Annotated in this window: 14 protein-coding genes, 1 tRNA gene and 2 pseudogenes; 11 read left to right on the top strand and 6 right to left on the bottom strand. The window is 64.2% G+C overall.

Annotated features, from left to right (window positions below):
* Positions 1-81 precede the first annotated feature (81 nt).
* Both NW75_RS22280 and NW75_RS22275 read right to left on the bottom strand, forming a co-directional pair.
* On the bottom strand, positions 82-2,403 hold the full coding sequence (locus NW75_RS22280; protein WP_033967526.1) for a GH92 family glycosyl hydrolase: 2,322 nt from the start codon (positions 2,401-2,403) through the stop codon (positions 82-84).
* A 288-nt stretch (positions 2,404-2,691) separates the two neighbouring features.
* Positions 2,692-2,766: transfer RNA gene (locus NW75_RS22275), tRNA-Gly, on the bottom strand.
* Between the two features lie 200 nt (positions 2,767-2,966).
* Between NW75_RS22275 and NW75_RS22270 the strand changes: the two genes are divergently transcribed.
* Genes NW75_RS22270 through NW75_RS22260 form a run of 3 tightly spaced genes read left to right on the top strand, consistent with a single transcriptional unit; the run spans position 2,967 to position 4,707 of the window.
* On the top strand, positions 2,967-3,863 hold the full coding sequence (locus NW75_RS22270; protein WP_033967525.1) for a tetratricopeptide repeat protein: 897 nt from the start codon (positions 2,967-2,969) through the stop codon (positions 3,861-3,863).
* Positions 3,860-4,498 (top strand): LON peptidase substrate-binding domain-containing protein, encoded by a 639-nt coding sequence (locus NW75_RS22265; RefSeq protein ID WP_033967523.1) that lies wholly within the window; start codon positions 3,860-3,862, stop codon positions 4,496-4,498. The genes NW75_RS22270 and NW75_RS22265 overlap by 4 nt, the downstream gene beginning before the upstream one ends.
* A gap of 11 nt (positions 4,499-4,509) precedes the next feature.
* Entirely contained in the window at positions 4,510-4,707 is a 198-nt protein-coding gene (locus NW75_RS22260) for a hypothetical protein (protein WP_033967521.1), read from the top strand.
* A gap of 70 nt (positions 4,708-4,777) precedes the next feature.
* Here NW75_RS22260 and NW75_RS22255 read toward each other — a convergent pair whose 3' ends face one another.
* A complete protein-coding gene (locus NW75_RS22255; protein ID WP_033967519.1) occupies positions 4,778-5,995 on the bottom strand; it encodes a UbiH/UbiF/VisC/COQ6 family ubiquinone biosynthesis hydroxylase in 1,218 nt (405 codons plus the stop codon).
* A 126-nt stretch (positions 5,996-6,121) separates the two neighbouring features.
* Between NW75_RS22255 and NW75_RS22250 the strand changes: the two are divergent.
* The 4 genes and pseudogenes from NW75_RS22250 (at position 6,122) to ribA (ending at position 11,162) form a co-directional block, all read left to right on the top strand.
* Positions 6,122-8,424, top strand: a pseudogene (locus NW75_RS22250) (DNA translocase FtsK 4TM domain-containing protein).
* Positions 8,425-8,486: 62 nt separating this feature from the next.
* A complete protein-coding gene (locus tag NW75_RS22245; RefSeq protein ID WP_033967518.1) occupies positions 8,487-9,098 on the top strand; it encodes a LolA family protein in 612 nt (203 codons plus the stop codon).
* A gap of 211 nt (positions 9,099-9,309) precedes the next feature.
* Positions 9,310-10,104, top strand: a complete 795-nt coding sequence (locus NW75_RS22240) for an exodeoxyribonuclease III (RefSeq protein WP_033967575.1) — start codon at positions 9,310-9,312, stop codon at positions 10,102-10,104.
* The gene (gene ribA / locus NW75_RS22235) at positions 10,101-11,162 is read left to right on the top strand and encodes a GTP cyclohydrolase II (protein ID WP_033967517.1); all 1,062 of its coding nucleotides are present in this window, start codon (positions 10,101-10,103) and stop codon (positions 11,160-11,162) included. Before NW75_RS22240 ends, ribA begins: the two co-directional genes overlap by 4 nt.
* On the opposite strand, the gene NW75_RS22230 is transcribed toward ribA, so the two are convergent.
* On the bottom strand, positions 11,159-11,821 hold the full coding sequence (locus NW75_RS22230; RefSeq protein WP_033967516.1) for an HAD family hydrolase: 663 nt from the start codon (positions 11,819-11,821) through the stop codon (positions 11,159-11,161). The two genes, ribA and NW75_RS22230, sit on opposite strands and share 4 nt — an antisense overlap.
* A pseudogene (locus tag NW75_RS22225) lies at positions 11,818-12,439 on the bottom strand (YggS family pyridoxal phosphate-dependent enzyme). The gene NW75_RS22230 and the pseudogene NW75_RS22225 overlap by 4 nt, the downstream one beginning before the upstream one ends.
* On the opposite strand from NW75_RS22225, the gene NW75_RS22220 reads away from it, so the two are divergent.
* Entirely contained in the window at positions 12,369-13,037 is a 669-nt protein-coding gene (locus NW75_RS22220) for a thiamine phosphate synthase (protein WP_331386199.1), read from the top strand. The pseudogene NW75_RS22225 and the gene NW75_RS22220 overlap by 71 nt on opposite strands.
* On the opposite strand, the gene NW75_RS27980 is transcribed toward NW75_RS22220, so the two are convergent.
* Positions 13,034-13,459, bottom strand: a complete 426-nt coding sequence (locus tag NW75_RS27980) for a porin (protein WP_310065918.1) — start codon at positions 13,457-13,459, stop codon at positions 13,034-13,036. The two genes, NW75_RS22220 and NW75_RS27980, sit on opposite strands and share 4 nt — an antisense overlap.
* 531 nt (positions 13,460-13,990) lie before the next feature.
* On the opposite strand from NW75_RS27980, the gene NW75_RS22210 reads away from it, so the two are divergent.
* From NW75_RS22210 to lptE, 3 genes are read left to right on the top strand one after another with little or no spacing between them, the layout of a single operon-like run.
* Positions 13,991-14,440, top strand: coding sequence for a DUF3576 domain-containing protein (locus NW75_RS22210; RefSeq protein ID WP_010405938.1), 450 nt, complete (start codon positions 13,991-13,993; stop codon positions 14,438-14,440).
* A gap of 13 nt (positions 14,441-14,453) precedes the next feature.
* Complete coding sequence (leuS, locus tag NW75_RS22205; protein ID WP_033967513.1) at positions 14,454-17,009, top strand: leucine--tRNA ligase; 2,556 nt, start codon at positions 14,454-14,456, stop codon at positions 17,007-17,009.
* A complete protein-coding gene (gene lptE, locus NW75_RS22200; RefSeq protein WP_033967511.1) occupies positions 17,006-17,503 on the top strand; it encodes an LPS assembly lipoprotein LptE in 498 nt (165 codons plus the stop codon). The genes leuS and lptE overlap by 4 nt, the downstream gene beginning before the upstream one ends.
* The last annotated feature ends 20 nt before the right edge of the window (positions 17,504-17,523 follow it).

The following is a 17,523-nucleotide window of genomic DNA, read 5'->3' as shown; positions in this document are numbered from 1 at the left end:
ACCGCCGAAAACCGCAAATATCGAACCTGAACGGACAGCGTTACCGGTGAAGCGCCCGGGCACCTCCGCGTGCCTTCGACCTTATCGTGTCTGACTGCTCGAATACGGTCGATCTGCAGGTTGAGCCGCCCACGCCGTGTTTGGCTTCGATTGCATAGTGAACCGCAACTCTCCGCCCGCCATGATCTGGTCGTGACGCAGATAGGCGCGGGTTATGGGGACACCGTTCAAGCTGACGGATCGGACAAACGGATGGCTGTCGTCGAGCCCGTCCGCCACGATGGTGAGGCGCTTACCGTTAGGCAGCGTTAAAGTCGCCCGATCGACGAACGGCCGACCAATCACATATTCGAGGCTGCCTGGCGTCACCGGGTAGAAGCCCAGCGCCGTGAAGACCAGCCATGCCGACATTTGCCCGAGGTCGTCATTGCCGGACAGACCGTCGGGGGTCGGATGATATTGGCTCTCGACGATCTGTTTCAGCCGCGCCTGGGTACGCCACGGCGCGCCAGCATAGCTGTAAAGATAGGCGACGTGATGGCTCGGCTCATTGCCGTGGATGTACTGGCCGATCAGCCCGGCGATATCCTCGGCGTGGCTGTAATCCAGCTTCGAAGTGTCGTAATCGAACATCGCATCGAGCTTGGCAATCGTCGCGCCATCGCCGCCGAGCGCGGTCGTCAACGCCGCCTGGTCCTGCGGTACGAACCAGCTATATTGCCAGGCGTTGCCTTCGGTATAATCCGATCCGTAATTGATGGCGGTCGGGTCGAACGGGGTGCGGAAGCTGCCGTCCGCCTTGCGCGCGCGAACGAAACCGGTTCTTCCATCGAAGCTGTTGCGCCAGTTGTGCGCGCGCTTCTCGAAGGTCGCGGCGACGTCGCTGCGCCCCATCGCGCGTGCCATGCGGGCGATGGTCCAATCGTCATAGGCATATTCGACGGTCTTCGAGGCGGCTTCTGGCTCGCGGTCGATCGGTACGTAGCCAAGCTTCATATAGTCGCCGAGACCGCCGTAGGGGGCATAGGTCGCACTCGCCACCATCGCGGCGAGCGCGGCGTTTGCATCGAACCCGCGAATCCCTTTCAGATAGGCATCCGCGATAACCGGAGCGGCATGATAGCCGATCATGGTCCAGGTCTCGCGTCCCTGGAACTGCCATACCGGCAGGATGCCATCGGGGCTGTTCTCGCGGCTCGCAACGAGCGAGCGCACCACGTCGTTCGTGGTGCTGGCCGGTTGCACCAATGTCAGCAGGGGGTGTTCGGCGCGGAACGTATCCCATAGCGAGAAGGTCGAGCGGAAAGTATAACCGGTTGCGCGATGCACTTGGTTGTCGGGCCCGCGATACCGGCCGTCGGCATCTCCAGCCACCGAAGGGGCTAGCAGGCTGTGATACAACGCCGTGGCAACGCTCTTCTGCATCGCGACGGGTGCTGCGATCTCGAGGACGTCGAGCGCTGCGCGCCAGGCTGCGGTGGTGCGGGCGTGCACGGCATCAAAATCGCCGGGTTCGCTGGCGAGATTGGCAACCGCACCCGCCTCATCGACCGATGAAATCGCGATCTTCACCTCGAGTGGACGCGTGAGTGCGCCGAAATCGAGCCGCGCGACGAGCGCGCGGCCCGATCGTTCCGCGACGGCGTCGGTTCTTCGCCCCGGGCCCTGGAATCCGCGGTAAGCGACGTCCTTCTCGGTGCTAATGAAGGCGTGCCCGGCGAGCGGGGTTGAGAAGTGCATCGCGAAATATAGTTTGCGGTCCGGTGCCCATCCGCGCGTCTCCCGCGCGCCGACCAGCGTCCCGTCCGGCATCAGCCGAAGCGAGGCCCACAAGACCTTGCCCGGATAATTGTAGAGCGATGACCGCAGATCCAGCACCAGATGCGCGGCCTTGCCCGGGGCGAAGGTGTACCGATGCACCCCGATCCGCGTGCCCGCGGTCATCTCGGCTCGCACGGCTGGATCGGTCAGGGTCACGGCGTAATAGCCCGGGGTGGCCACCTCGCTTGCATGATTGAAACGCGATCGATAGCCCGACCCCGGCTTGGCCACGTCGCCGGGCTCGAGCGGGACAGCATCGCCCGACGTCGGCATCACCAGGAAATCGCCGAGATCGGAATGCCCTGCGCCCGAGAAATGGGTCGCTGAAAAGCCTTCGATGGTCGGGTCGGAATAGCGATATCCCGCCGCCCATTTATAGCTGTCGCGGATGACATGGCCGGTATCGGTATCGGGGCTCAGCTGCACCATGCCAAACGGTGCCGCAGCCCCGGGGAAGGTATGCCCTTCACCACCCGTCCCGATCATCGGATCGACGTGGTCGAAGGTGGATTGTGCGCCAAGCGGCGCGGCGGCGAGCGCAGCGATCAAAATCAGCGGCAGGTGTATACGGGCAATCCTCATAGCACGCTTAGAGCATTGCTGCGCGTTCGGCGGAAGGCCGCGCATCGGACCGTATCAACGGATGTCGCTTCCGGGAGCGTCAAAAATGGCGGCAGGCAAAAAGCAGGTAGCTCAACCTTGGGCCCGGCTGGGTCGATCGGAAGATCGAACGCCGCACACCGCCAGACTTCAAATTCGCGTCAGCCCCCGTCGGGACATAGGAGAAGGCCCGCGATCGGTGCGACTCCAAGGGGATTTCAGGTTTTGGTGCCGGAGCAATTCACGCTGTGAACTGCCGATTCGGAAGACTGGAGCGGGCGAAGGGATTCGAACCCTCGACCCCAACCTTGGCAAGGTTGTGCTCTACCCCTGAGCTACGCCCGCTCTGGCGTTACGGCCCAATCAGTCGCTGACTGGGCGGGTAAGGCGGCGGGCTCTAACAGCGACATGCGGACTCGGCAACCCCCTTATCGCAGCAAAGTGCATTCCCTGCCCCAATCATGCGAAAAGGGTTGGCTTCGCGGCCTGAGCAACCACATAAGGCCGGGCACACTGGATTGGAGCGACACTTGGCTACCCTGGGTATGAGCAGCGCCGAACGCGAAGCGGTGGAAAGCTTCCGCCGCGACGTCGTCGAACCGTCGATGACCAAATTGGTGATCATCGATTTCTGGGCGGAATGGTGCGGGCCGTGCAAGGCGCTGACGCCGCTGCTCGAAAAGGTTGCTGCCGCTTATGCCGACAAGGGTGTGGTGCTGGCCAAGATCGACACCGACAAGAATCAGTTCATCGCCGCGCAATTCCAGATCAAGTCGATCCCGACCGTCTATGCCATGTTCCAGGGGCAATTGGTCGCGGACCTGACACCCGCGCGCAGCGAGACGCAGTTGCGCACCATGCTCGACCAGATCTTGAAGCAGCTGCCGATCGAAAGCACCGAGGCAAGCCTGGAAGCCGAACTCGAACCGCTGATCGCGATGGGCGAGCAGGTATTGGTCGAGGGCGATGCCGCGCGTGCCGTCAGCGTATTCACACAGCTCGCCGAAATGGCCCCCGAGCATCCGGCCGTTCTTTCGGGAATGGTGCGCGCGCTGGTTGCCGACAAGCAGACCGATGCCGCCGAAGCGGCGATCGCGGCGTTGCCCGAAGAGATAGCCAAGCTGCCCGAGATTGAGCGCGCGCGCAGTGCGCTGGCGCTGGCCCGCGAGGCCAAGCCGGTCGATGATCTGGCTGGGCTTGCCGCCGAAGTCGCTGCCAATCCGCAGGATTTCGACAAGCGTTTTGCCCTGGCCGGTGGCCAGATGGCAGCGGGTGACCGCGACGGGGCTGCGGCCACGCTGCTGGCGATGATCGCCGATGACCGCAGCTGGAACGAGGGTGCCGCGCGGACGCAGTTGCTCAAGCTGTTCGAGGTGGTCGGACTCGAAGATCCGTGGGTGTCGGCGCAGCGGCGCAAGCTGTCGGCAATCCTGTTCGGGTGACGACGACGCGGCTCTCGATCTTCCCGCTGGCAGGGGCATTGCTCTTCCCGAGGATGCATTTGCCGTTGCACATCTTCGAGCCGCGCTATCGCGCGATGATTTCCGACGCCATGGCGCGCGACCGGCGAATCGGCATGGTGCAGCCGCGACCCACCCTCCCCGCGAACGCCGCCAATCGCGTCGAACGGCCCGCGCTGTTCGACATTGGCTGCGTCGGCAAGATCGCCGAGTTCGAGGCAAGCGAGGACGGACGCTACAACCTCATCCTCGAAGGGCTGTCGCTGTTCCGGATCGTGCGCGAGCTGGATGTGGCCACGGCTTTCCGCCAGGTCGAGGCCGAACTGATCGCTGGCCCTGCCAGCCCCGAAATGCTTTCGCTGTCGCGCCGCTCCGCGCTGGAAAGCGAATCGCGCACCTTTGCCGATGCGCAGGGCTATGCGGTCGATTGGGACGCGGTAGCGCGGCTCGACGACGAATCGCTGGTCAACGGGATCGCGCAGATCGCCCCGTTCGACGTCGCGGCAAAGCAGGCGTTGCTGGAAGCCGGCGGTATCGAGAACCGCGCCGAACTGATCATCCAGCTCATGCAGTTCTTCGGGCGGCATGACGGCGAGGATTCGGTGACGCTGCAATAGAGGCAAGCGCAATGAGCAAGGCCAAGCGCAAGGGCCGCCTCGGCGGCGCGGCGATGATGATCGGGATGTTCTTCGCCACGCTGTTCGACCCGAAAAAGGCGGCAGCGGTGGAACATGTCGCTACGCAGCGACGGATTGGCAACGAGGACGCGCGTATCGCAGCGACAGCCAGTGCGCCGCCTGCCGCCGGGGAAAATGTGCGCAACTGACCACGGCTCTGCGGGCTACCGGTGGACGCGCGACCCCAATCAACGCAGCGACCTGCGCCGCCGCTCGCGGCTAAACCGTCATTCCCTGCAGCAGCTTGGGTACGTCGCCGCTCTCGCCGCGCGCTTCGGCGATGAAGCGGCGCTTTAGCGGGGGCATGTGCTGCACGGCCGACAAGCCGAAACGCCGCACCGCGTTGGCGGTCTTGCCCGGCACGCCGAACAGCCGCGTGAGCCCATCGGTTGCCGCCGCCACCATGAAGGTGTCGAGGCTGCGCCAACGATCATAGCGTGCGAGCAACTGCGGATCGCCGAGGTCGAGCCCGGTGCGCTTGCCCTCGACCAGCACTTCGACCAGCGTCGCCACGTCGCGGAAACCGACATTGACACCCTGGCCCGCGATCGGGTGGATGCCGTGCGCCGCGTCACCGACCAGCGCCAGCCGGTTCGACACGATCTTCGCGGCATGGTGAAAGCCGAGCGGATAGCTCATCCGTTTGCCAAGCGGCCCGAGCGCGCCGAGAAACCCGCCGATACGCTTGTCCGCCTCGGCCAGCCAACCGCGGTCGGACAGCTTCATCATCCCCGGGGCCTGATCGCGCGTCACCGACCAGACGATGCACGAGCGGTGGCCCTGTTCATCATCGTTGAGTGGCAGGATTGCGAACGGACCATCGGGATAGAAGATCTCGAAGGCGATGTTCTCATGGGGGTGTTCATGGTGCAGCGACGTGACGATCGCAGCATTGTCATACGTCCAGCGTGCGACACGCAGGCCCGCCGCCTCGCGCGTCGGTGAATTGCGACCTTCTGCCGCGATCAGCAGCGGCGCGGTGATGACCGCGCCCGAATCGAGCGTGACGGTAACGCCGTGTTCGCCGCGATCGACCGCGACTGCCCGAGTCTTCATCCGTACGTCCACCCTGGGCGCGGCCGATGCCGCTTCGAACAACGCCGCGCGCAGCCGTCGATTCTCGACCATATGCCCAAGCGCATCCTCGCCCGCATCCGGCTCGAAATCGAGCGCACCGGGCTCCAGCCCATCGCTGACGCGAATCCCCTGGATCGGGCAGGCAAAAGCAGCAAGACGATCGGCCACACCGATCGCACCGAGCATCCGCCACGGCGCACCGGCAATCGCCGAAGCGCGGCCGTCAAAGCCGGCGGCAAGGATCACCTCCGGATCGGCGATGTCGATGATGATGGCGCTGAGCCCGTGCCGATCGAGCGCCACGGCGAGCGCGCTGCCGACGAGCCCGCCGCCGAGAATGATGACGTCTGCTTGGTTCATAGCCCGCTGTAGCGCTTCGGCGGGGGCGTGCCAACGGCTTCGCCCCACCGCTCCAGCCTTGACGCAAGCCCGCGCGCGCGCGATGATTCCTGGGGACAGACAGCGAACATTTGGGATTTGGAAAGCATGGCGAGCCGCGCGCAGCCACCGTTGTGGCGTGAAACCGTCCGGGCCGGCGCGGTGCGCAGCGGCGCGTTGATCGCTGCGATCGCGCTGGTGACGTTGGTGGTGGTGATCGTGATTGCGCTGGCGAGCTATCATGCCAGCGATCCGTCGCTCAATACGGCTTCGGCCGGCCCGGCGCGCAACTGGTTGGGGCGCGGCGGGGCTTTGGTCGCCGACGGAGCCTTCTGGTTGCTGGGTCCGGGAATCGCGCTGTTGCTACCGACGCTGCTGCTGATTGCTTTGCGGCTGTGGCGCGACGTGCCCGTTGGGCGTTGGCGGCGGATATTGCTCACCGCAGCGGGCGGCATCGCGTTGCTCGGCTCCGCATTCGCGCTGGTGTCCGGCGCGGCGGTGGGGTGGTTGCCGGCCGGGTGGGGCGGGATCCTCGGCCTTGCCGTGTCGGACCTGCTCCGCGCCGCGATTGCGCTGATCGGGAATAGCGAGGCGGTGCTGTGGACGACGCGCGGTGCGGCCGCGATTGTCGGCCTCTGCGGGCTGGCGCTATGGGCCTATAGCTTCACCATCGACATGGCCGAACGACCGGCCCGCGCGCCACGCGAGCCGAAGCGACTGACCGACCGGCGCGGCGCAGCGGAGATCGAACCCGAGCGATTCGTGCCCGAATCGCCGCGCAAATTGTCGATGCCGCGTGCGGTGGCGACCCCCGATGTCCGACCGGGTCCGGTCATTTCCGAACGGCAAATGACGCCGGTCACCACCGCCAAGCCGCGCGAAAAGCAGACGTCGATGGACTTCGGCGACAAGTCGCATTTGCCTTCGGTCGATCTGCTCAAGCCGACTCCACCCTCGGTCGGTGGCCCGATCGACAAGGTTGCGCTCGACCGCAATGCGCGATTGCTGGAGACGGTGCTGAGCGATTTCCACGTCAAGGGATCGATCATCAATGTGCGACCGGGCCCAGTGGTGACGATGTACGAACTGGAACCGGCGGCCGGCATCAAGGCGAGCCGCGTCATTCAGCTCGCCGACGATATCGCGCGCAACATGTCGGCGGTGTCGGCACGCGTGGCTACCATTCCCGGGCGCACCGTAATCGGTATCGAGTTGCCCAATGCGCGGCGCGAGACGGTGGGCCTGCGCGAACTCATCGATTCGCTCGACGATCAGCCGGGCGCGCTGTCGCTGGTGCTGGGCAAGAATATCGCGGGCGATCCCGTCATCGCCGATCTCGCCCCGATGCCGCATTTGCTCGTTGCGGGTACGACGGGTTCGGGCAAGTCGGTCGGGCTCAACTGCATGATCCTGTCGCTGCTCTATCGGCTCAAGCCGGAAGAGTGCCGGATGATCATGATCGATCCCAAGATGCTCGAACTGAGCATGTATGAGGACATTCCGCACCTCTACGCACCCGTCGTGACCGACCCGGCCAAGGCGGTGCGCGCGCTCAAATGGACGGTCGAGCAGATGGAGGACCGCTATCGGCAAATGTCCTCGCTCGGCGTGCGCAGCCTCGCCAGCTTCAACGACAAGGTGCGCGCGGCCAAGGCCAAGGGCCAGCCGCTCGGGCGCAAGGTGCAGACCGGCTATGAACCCGTCACCGGCGCGCCGATCTATGAAGAGGAAACGCTCGATTATCAGGTGCTGCCGCAGATCGTGGTGATTGTCGACGAACTGGCCGACCTGATGATGACCGCGGGCAAAGAGGTCGAATTTCTGATCCAGCGCCTGGCGCAAAAGGCGCGCGCGGCCGGCATTCACCTCATCATGGCAACGCAGCGCCCGTCGGTCGACGTCATCACCGGTGTGATCAAGGCAAATCTGCCGACGCGAATCAGCTTCCACGTCACCTCCAAAATCGATTCGCGCACCATTTGGGCGAGCAGGGGGCCGAACAGCTGCTCGGCAAGGGCGACATGCTGTATATGCCCGGCGGAAAAGGCATCGTGCGCGTGCACGGGCCCTTCGTATCCGATGACGAAGTGCGCGCGGTAGCCGATCACTGGCGCGCGCAAGGGCGGCCCGACTATAACACGGCGGTGACCGAAGAGCCGGAGGACGGCTTCGCGCTCGACGGCGCGCCGATCGGCGAAGATTCGGCCGAGGACCAGCAATATCGCGCGGCGGTGCAGTTGGTGGTGGAGAGCCAAAAAGCCTCGACCTCGTGGCTGCAACGCCAGTTACGCGTTGGCTATAACAGCGCCGCGCGGCTGATCGAGCGGATGGAGAAGGACAATATCGTCGGTCGCCCCGATCATGTCGGCCGCCGCGAAGTGCTGCGCGACCGCGACGGTCATCCCGTCTAAGGCTGCGGTTCAGAGCGGGTTCAAGCCGGTGGCGCTGTATAGCGGCCGATCAGGAGATATGTGTGTTCAACCAGTTCAAACCTGCTTTCGCTTTGCTCGCAGTCCCCGCGCTGGTGGCGGCCGCCCGGGTCGGCGACCTGGCACAAGTGCAAAATCATCTACGCGCAGTCGAAAGCATGACGGCGACCTTCACCCAGACGGACCGATCGGGGAAGGTGCTGACTGGCGTGCTGACGCTGAAGAAGCCCGGCAAGATCCGCTTTCAATATGAAAAAGGCGTGCCGATCCTGATCGTCAGCGACGGAAAATCCTTGTGGTTCCTCGATTATTCGGTCGCCCAAAAGCAACGCTGGCCGATCGCCGGTTCCCCGCTTGGCATCCTGCTCGATCCCTCGCGCGATATGAGCAAGATCGCTTCCGTGGTCACGACGGACAATCCCAATGTGATCGCCGTGGACGCAGCCGACCCCAAGCATCCGGAATATGGCCGGATCAGCCTGGTGTTCGCGCGCAATCCGACTGCGCCGGGCGGATTGATGTTGCAGGGCTGGGTCGCGCTCGATTCGCAGAACAATCGTACGACCATCCGGCTGTCGAACCAGCGGTTCAACGCGCCCGTCGCCGACAATGCCTTTCAGTGGCGCGATCCTGTGCGCCCGACCGGGAAAAAATAGTTTCATTCATATTGGCGACAGGTTGCCGCGCATAAAGACGGTTTCGCGGATGAGGACGTTCGGGATTTCCCCCTGTTACCCGAACCTTCGCTTCCCGCCTGCGTGACGAACGCTAGGTCGGCCCTCGCTCCATGCCCCCGGAGCGAGGGCCTTTCCATGTCCGGGGCGGCCACCGCTGGCGTGGCAGGCATGGCCTCGCTAGAGCAGGATGATGACCGCTTTGCTCAAGATCGCATCCTGGAACATCAACTCGGTACGGTTCCGCATCGAGATTGTTGAGAAATTCCTGCGCGAATCCGCGCCCGATATCCTGTGCCTGCAGGAAACCAAGGTGATCGACCAGGACTTCCCGACCGCTTCGTTCCGCGCGCTCGGCTATCGTCATATCGTGCTGCATGGGCAGCGGATGCACCACGGCGTCGCCATTCTGTCCAAGGTGCCGCTGGTCGAGGATGACCGGTTCGACTGGCAAGCCAACCGCGAGGCGCGTCATGTCGGGGTACGGCTCGAATCGGGCATGCGGATCGAGAATGTCTATGTCCCGGCCGGCGGCGACGTGCCCGATCGCGAAGTGAACCCCAAATTCGGCCAAAAGCTCGATTTTCTGGAGCGGATGACACTTTGGTCCGAATCGCTTGCCGTGCCGACGCTGCTGGTTGGGGATCTCAACATCGCGCCACTGGAATCCGACGTGTGGAGCCACAAGCAATTGCTGAACGTCGTCAGCCATACACCGATCGAGGTCGCCGCGCTTGACCGGCTCAAGGCGTCCAACAGCTGGGTCGATCTCGGGCGGCATTTTTTCCCGGCACCTGCGCGCCTTCATACCTGGTGGAGCTATCGTTCGGCCGATTGGACGGTCAACGATCGCGGTCGGCGGCTGGACCATATGTGGGCGACGGCAGATGTTGCCGCGACCGCGCGGCGTCACCATGTCTTCGAAGAATGCCGTAGCTGGCTGAAACCTTCCGACCACGTCCCCATCATGACCGAGTTCGACGTTTGAGCGATCCCCACAAGACAGCGCTTGCCATTGATGCCTTACGCCGTGGCTGGCCGATAGCCCTTGCCGGGGCCGACGGCACGTTGGCGCTGCTGCCGATCGAAACCGCCGACCCTGCGCGGCTCGCCGCGTTCGATCCGGGCGGGGTGGCGAGCATCTTGCTCTCCGCCGGACGCGCGGCGACCCTGACGCTCGCCAATCAGCGCGAGGCAGCCGCCCCCGATTCGCCCGTGCTGATCGAACGCGCGCCATGGCTCGATTTCGCGACCGCAACCGCGCTGGCGGACCCGCAATTTGACCTGCAAGTCCCTATGAAGGGACCGTTTCGCGCGCACTGTCTGGTCGAACGCGATGCGGGCGCGGCGGCGCTGCGCCTCGCGCGCATTGCAGGGATGCTACCGGCCTTCTTCGTGTTGCCGGGCGAATCGGCAGCGCTGGTGCTTACGCCGGGCGACATCGACGCCCATGAAAATGCCGCGCGCCTGACGATCGCGACGCGCGCGCATTTGCCCGTAGTCGGCGCGGAGGATGCCGAGATCGTCGCCTTTCGGACGCCCGAAATGCCGGGCGAACATATCGCGCTGCTGATTGGCAAACCCGATGGTCGCCCCCCGCTCGTGCGGCTGCACAGCGAATGCCTGACCGGCGACATGCTCGGCAGCCTGAAATGCGATTGCGGGCCGCAGCTCCATGCCGCGATCGATGCTGTCGCGGCGAGTGGCTGGGGCATGATCCTTTATCTGCGCCAGGAAGGGCGCGGCATCGGCCTGATCAACAAATTGCGGGCTTATGCGCTGCAGGATCAGGGGTTCGATACCGTCGATGCCAATACGCGGCTGGGCTTTGCTGTCGATTCGCGCAATTTCGCGGTGGCGGCGCGAATGCTCGACTTGCTGGGCCATCGGTCAGTGCGGCTGCTGACCAACAACCCGCAAAAGGTCGCGCAACTCGAAGCGGCCGGAATCGCGGTGGTCGAGCGCGTGCCGCACATCCTGCCCGCCAACCCGCATAACGAACGGTATCTGGCGACCAAGCGCGACCGCACCGGCCACCAATTTTAGGCGATCAGCGCGGCAATGTCGTCGAAGGTCTCGGCCACGTCATGGACGCCGATCGAGCGCAATTTGGCGGCATGATCGGGGCCGCAATGCGTCGCACCGACAAACCCGATGACATGCGCGCCCGAAGCGACGGCGCCGGTGGCACCGACGGGCGAATCCTCGACGATCACCGCCCGCGCAATGTCGATGCCGAGCGCCGTGGCGGCGTGGAGATAGATATCGGGCGCGGGCTTGCCACGGATGACATGCTCCTTGCCCGAGAAGATCCGGTCGCCAAACACGTCGCGCAGACCAATATGCTCAAGGTGCCGCGTGATCCACGCGGTCGTGCTCGACGAGGCGATCGCCTTGGGCAAGGCGTCGGGCAGGCCAAGCACGAACTTGACCGCACCTTCGACCGCATCGACGCCCTCATGCATCGCGCGTTGATCCTCGATTCGGCGCGCGGCGTGAAAGTCTTCCGGCAGCGACCGGCCGATCCAGTTCTCGACCGCGCCGATGAACGACGCCCCCGACAATCCCATGAAATTGGCGAAGGAATCCGCAGGCGTCGTAGGATGGCCGATGCTCGTCAGATAGGCCGCGATCTGGCGATTGCCGACCGCTTCGCTTTCGATCAGGACGCCGTCGAAATCAAAAATGATGCCATCGAAGGTCATGCACGCGCTCCAAACAAGGCGCTGCCAATGCGAACATGCGTCGCCCCCAGCATCACCGCCGTCTCATAATCCCCCGACATGCCCATGCTGAGACCGTCGAGGTCGTGATCGCGCGCGAGCTTGGCAAGCAACGCGAAATAGGGCGCGGCCTCGGTGTCGGCCGGCGGCACCGCCATCAGGCCGCCGATCGGCAAATCCACCGCGCGCGCCGCCTCGAGCACGGCGGGGAGCTCGTCAATCGCGCAACCACCCTTTTGCGCTTCGTCCCCGATATTGACCTGGAGAAAGCAGGTCGGGCGGCGACTCTGCCGCTCCATCGCGCGGGCGAGTGCGGTGATGAGGGAAGGGCGGTCGACCGAATGGATCGCGTCGAACAGCGCGACTGCATCCTCGGCCTTGTTCGATTGCAATTGCCCAACCAGATGCAGCGTAATATCCGGGAATGACTCGCGTAGCGCGGGCCATTTGTCCTGCGCTTCCTGTACGCGATTCTCGCCAAAAAACGCGCTGTCCCGCCGCCAGCAAAGGCGCGATTTCGGCGGCGGATTTGGTCTTCGAAATCGCGATCAGCGTCACGCCCTCGGGATTACGGTCGGCAAGCGCGGCGGCGCGGGCGATCGTCGCCTGGACACTGGCTAGCGCGGAAGCGGGTGTGGTGGTGGGGTCGTCGTTGGCCATTGGCGGCGCTATAGGCGGCGACATGGCTGTTCGTCACCCCATAAGCGCTCGCGCACTCCCCACACTGTGGCTGATGACCGACGAACGGATGGGCGAGGGCTTATGGGCGGCGCTGGCGGCGCTGCCCCGCGGGAGCGGGGTTGTCTTTCGCCACTTCGCGACACCGGAGGCAGCGCGGATCGCCACGTTCAACCGCATCGCAAAACTCGCACGGCGACGCGGCCTGGTGTTGGTGAAGCCTGGAGGGGACCGGCAGCCGGTCCGGCTGGGTGCTGCCCATTCGGTGCGGGAAGGAATGGCGGCGCGGCGCGCCGGAGCCGATGCTGTTCTGGTGTCGCCCGTCTATCCGACGCGAACCCATCCGGGAGCCCGCGCCCTGGGGCCAATACGCGCGGCGCAGATTGCGCGCGCTGTCGGCCTTCCCGCAATTGCGCTTGGCGGCGTGACGGCACACCGATTCCGTCTTCTGAAAAGACTCGGTTTCGCGGGTTGGGCGGCTATTGACGGGCTGACTCCCCGCAGTGCCGCCACCGATTAGAAGCGGAAGGCGGTTCCGATATACACCGCCTGGCTGTCGCGGCGGCCGGTATCGGTGTTCGGCTGGGTGATCAAACGCTCGCGCTCGTCTTTATAGCGCACGCCTGCCGTCACATCGAGGCGACGCGTCAGCGAATAGGAACCGCCGACGTCGATCGAGTAAGCCGGTGCGTCTTCGATCAGCTTGGGCGCGCCCGCGAGCGGACGATCGGCACCCGCCTTCACGCGACCGGTGAAGCGATTGCCCGTGTAGCTGACCCCGACTTCGGCTGCTTCGCGACCACCCGGCAGCCCCGCCAAATCGACCTTGGACACATCGCCCGACAGTGCAAAGCGCTTCCACCCGACCGCGACGCCGAGATTATAAGCGATCGGCGTAAGGTTGACCGTCGCAGCGGGAACAGGCGCGCTGCGATCGACCACCGTGGTTCCACGCGCCGACCGTGCACGAATTGCGATCGTTACCGCATGCGAGCCGTCTCGTCGGCCATCCGATGGTGTGAAACGAAAACCGCTCGTATCGAGACCGCCGCGCGCGAACAAAGCCGCGAGCCTAGGATCCGCTGAAGCCGGCGTGAAAGAGCCGATTCCCCGCACCGCAAGTGCGTTGCGCTTGGGCGCAGGTCGCGTGCCAGGCATGTCGCTAGCGCCAACTGCCGGAGCCACAGCGATGCCGAGGGCGACTAGCGCTCCCGCAGCAATCCCGGACATCCAACGAGCAGAAAACACGCAAAGCCCCTTATCAGTACCTTATTGGTACCGTCATGTGTCATTGCGCCTATCACGATTCAATTCCGCACCGCCACTATCTTGACTCATTTTCTCAAGACAGTGTCTCGAAGGACACACACGGCGCACGCACCCGGAGGCGCTGGATGTGTCGCTTGCGGCATGCGCGAGACATTCTATAGATACCGACGTCCCCCAACACCCAGTTTTGTTCAGGAACCGCCGATGACCCGCCGCCCACGCACCGCGATCGTGGTTTCGTTCGCTCTTGCCGCCTCTTTGTCGCTGGGGGCCTGCGCCCATAAGCGTGCCCGGCCGCAAAGCGCCGATCTCGCCGCTTCGAAAGTGACCACGATCGGCGTCAACGCCTATCTGTGGCGTGCCAGCCTCGACACGCTGAGCTTCATGCCGCTGCTGCAGACCGATTCCAACGGTGGGGTGATCGTGACCGACTGGTATATCAACCCGGCAGCCCCCGCCGAGCGGATCAAGGTTACGGTAACGATCCTCGACCAGGACCTTCGCGCCGATGGCCTTCGCGTCGCCGCGCTGCGCCAGGTCAATCAAGGTGGCCAGTGGGTCGCGGCCCCGGTCGAAGCCTCCACGGTGCAGAAGCTGGAAGATATCATCCTGACCAAAGCGCGTGACCTGCGCCGCGCTGCCGTAGCCCAGTAGGATCCCCGTTCTCATGGCGTCACGCTTCAACGCGCTGAAAGCGGACGCGGCATGGCAGAAGGTGTGGGACGACGCCCGCACCTTCGCCGCACGCGACGATTCGCCCAAGCCGCGCTCCTATGTTCTTGAAATGTTTCCGTATCCTTCGGGGCGGATCCATATGGGCCACGTCCGCAACTATACGATGGGCGACGTGCTGGCGCGCTACCGCCGGATGACGGGGATGGAAGTGCTCCACCCGATGGGGTGGGACGCCTTCGGCATGCCGGCCGAGAACGCCGCGATGGAAAAGGGCGTTCACCCGGGCGGCTGGACGCGCGACAATATCGCCACGATGAAGGCACAGCTCAAACGGCTTGGCTTCGCGCTCGACTGGACCCGCGAGCTGGCGACCTGCGAGCCGGACTATTACGGCCACGAACAAGCGCTGTTCCTCGACCTGTTCGCGCACGGGCTGGTCTATCGCAAAGAAAGCTCGGTCAACTGGGATCCGGTCGACATGACCGTGCTCGCCAACGAGCAAGTGATTGACGGGCGCGGCTGGCGATCCGGCGCGTTGGTCGAGCGGCGCAAGCTGTCGCAATGGTTCCTGAAGATCACCGATTTTGCCGACGAGCTGCTCGAGGGCCTGGGATCGCTCGAGCATTGGCCCGACAAGGTCAAGCTGATGCAGGAAAACTGGATCGGCCGCAGCCAGGGGCTGCAATTCCGTTTTGCACTGTCCGATGGCGGTGCGGTCGAGGTCTTCACCACACGCCCCGACACGATTTTCGGGGCAAGCTTCGTCGCGGTCGCCGCCGACCATCCGATTGCGCAAGTGCTGGCCGAGCGGAACCCGGCAGCCGCCGACTTCATCGCCTTGTGCAAACGCGGCGGCACAACTGCGGCGGAGCTCGAAACGCAGGAAAAGCTCGGCTTCGATACCGAGCTGACCGCAGCGCACCCGTTCGACCCGACGATCCAACTGCCCGTCTACATCGCCAATTTCGTGTTGATGGACTATGGGACGGGGGCCGTGTTCGGCGTTCCCGCGCACGATCAGCGCGACATGGACTTCGCGCGGAAATACCATTTGCCGGTCCGCCGCGTCGTGTCCGATGGCGAGGAAACCGATCCGGTCTTCGTCGGCGACAGCGCGTATACCGGGCCCGGCACGCTGGTAAATTCGCACTTTCTTGATGGCATGGACATTGAGGAAGCCAAACGCGCGGTGATCCAGCGCGCCGAAGGAGAGGGCTGGGGGACCGGCTCGACCGTGTTCCGCCTGCGCGACTGGGGTGTCAGCCGCCAGCGCTATTGGGGCACACCGATCCCGATCATTCACTGCGATGCCTGTGGCGCGGTGCCGGTGCCCAAGGATCAGTTGCCGGTGATCCTGCCCGAAGACGTGACATTCGACATTCCCGGCAATCCGCTCGATCGCCACCCGACATGGAAGCACGTGGCTTGCCCATCGTGCGGCGCGGCCGCACGGCGCGAAACCGACACGCTCGACACCTTCGTCGATTCGTCTTGGTATTTCATCCGCTTCGCCAGTCAGCCCAAGGATAAGCCGTTCGATCGCGCCGTCGCCGAGCAATGGCTGCCCGTCGCGCAATATATTGGCGGCGTCGAGCATGCGATCCTGCATCTGCTCTATGCCCGCTTCTGGACGCGCGCGCTGCGCCATATCGGCATGCTCGACATTGCCGAGCCCTTTGCCGGGCTGTTCACCCAGGGCATGGTGACGCACGAAACCTATAGCCGCCAGATCACCGAGCTCGGCAGCGACGGCGTGGATTCGATCACCAAGTCGCGCTGGCTTTCGCTGGACGAGATCGAGAAGCACGGCGACGGCTATATCGAGCGCCTGACCGGCGAAACCGTAACGGTCGGCCGCGTCGAGAAGATGTCGAAGTCGAAGAAGAACACCGTCGACCCGACCGGCATCGTCGATCAATATGGGGCGGACGCCACGCGCTGGTTCATGCTGTCGGATTCGCCGCCAGAGCGGGATTTGCCGTGGAGCGAATCCGGGATCGAAGGATCGTGGCGCTTTATCCAGCGGCTGTGGCGGCTGTTCGACGGCGAGCGCAGCGGGCTCGAGACCGGTACCGACAATATCGCGCTCGAGCGCAAGCTGCATCAGACCATCGCGGGCATTGCCATCGATATCGAAGCGCTCGCGTTCAACAAGGCCGTCGCCAAGCTGTATGAACTGGTCAATGCGATCGAACGCGCCGAAGCGTCGGCGTCGCGCGATACCGCGATCGATACGCTCATGCGCCTGATCGCGCCAATGGCCCCGCATCTGGCCGAGGAAGCATGGTCCGCCGCAGGCAAGCCCGGCCTCATCGCCGACGCCCCCTGGCCGACCGTAGACGCCGCGCTATTGATCGAAGACGAAGTCACGGTCGCGGTACAAATCAATGGTAAGCTGCGCGATACGCTCGTGCTGGCCAAGGGCTTGGCACGCGAAGAGATTGAGGCAGCAGCGCTGTCTTCGGAAAAGATCGTCCGCATCCTTGACGGCAAACCGCCGCGAAAGGTGATCGTCGTGCCAGACCGCCTTGTGAACATCGTCGCATGAGGCTTGCCCTCGCCCTTGTAACCGCCGGTTTCGCTCTGTCGGGATGTGGGTTGCACCCGCTCTATTCGGGTGGAAGCTCCGGCACGGTTGCGATCACGCTGGCACAGGTCGATGTCGCGCCGATCGAGGGCAAAGCTGGATGGCTCATGGCCAACGCCTTGCGCGATCGTCTGCACTCGGCCGCTACCCCGCACTATCGGCTCGAGGTCAAACTGGACGACAAGATCGTTGGGCTTGGCGTTCGCCGCGACGACAGCATTTCGCGCGAACGCCGCACCTTGCGCGCGCGCTATCAACTTATCGATCTAAGCAATGGTGCGGTGCTGCTGGATGCGGCGTCCGGCTCGGATGCCGGAATCGACGTGGTCAATTCCGAATATGCCACGATCGCGGCGGAGAACACCGCGCTGGAGCGGCTTTCCGGCATCGTTGCGGATCAAATCATCGCGCGCGTCGCCACCTATGTGCAGCGAACCTCGCCTGAAAAGCCCTGATCCGATGGATAGGGCCCGCA

This window comes from Sphingomonas sp. Ant H11 (assembly GCF_000797515.1).
Taxonomy (GTDB): Bacteria; Pseudomonadota; Alphaproteobacteria; order Sphingomonadales; family Sphingomonadaceae; genus Sphingomonas.
The sequence above is the reverse complement of the archived record's forward strand: the minus strand, read 5'-3'. Positions and strand labels throughout refer to the sequence as shown.

Bases quoted from the DNA above. Each gene is read 5' to 3' on its own strand.
- NW75_RS22280 (WP_033967526.1), bottom strand. From the start codon at position 2,403: ATGAGGATTGCCCGTATACACCTGCCGCTGATTTTGATCGCTGCGCTC.
- NW75_RS22270 (WP_033967525.1), top strand. From the start codon at position 2,967: ATGAGCAGCGCCGAACGCGAAGCGGTGGAAAGCTTCCGCCGCGACGTC.
- NW75_RS22260 (WP_033967521.1), top strand. From the start codon at position 4,510: ATGAGCAAGGCCAAGCGCAAGGGCCGCCTCGGCGGCGCGGCGATGATG.
- NW75_RS22255 (WP_033967519.1), bottom strand. From the start codon at position 5,995: ATGAACCAAGCAGACGTCATCATTCTCGGCGGCGGGCTCGTCGGCAGC.
- NW75_RS22240 (WP_033967575.1), top strand. From the start codon at position 9,310: ATGACCGCTTTGCTCAAGATCGCATCCTGGAACATCAACTCGGTACGG.
- NW75_RS22230 (WP_033967516.1), bottom strand. From the start codon at position 11,821: ATGACCTTCGATGGCATCATTTTTGATTTCGACGGCGTCCTGATCGAA.
- NW75_RS22210 (WP_010405938.1), top strand. From the start codon at position 13,991: ATGACCCGCCGCCCACGCACCGCGATCGTGGTTTCGTTCGCTCTTGCC.
- leuS (WP_033967513.1), top strand. From the start codon at position 14,454: ATGGCGTCACGCTTCAACGCGCTGAAAGCGGACGCGGCATGGCAGAAG.
- lptE (WP_033967511.1), top strand. From the start codon at position 17,006: ATGAGGCTTGCCCTCGCCCTTGTAACCGCCGGTTTCGCTCTGTCGGGA.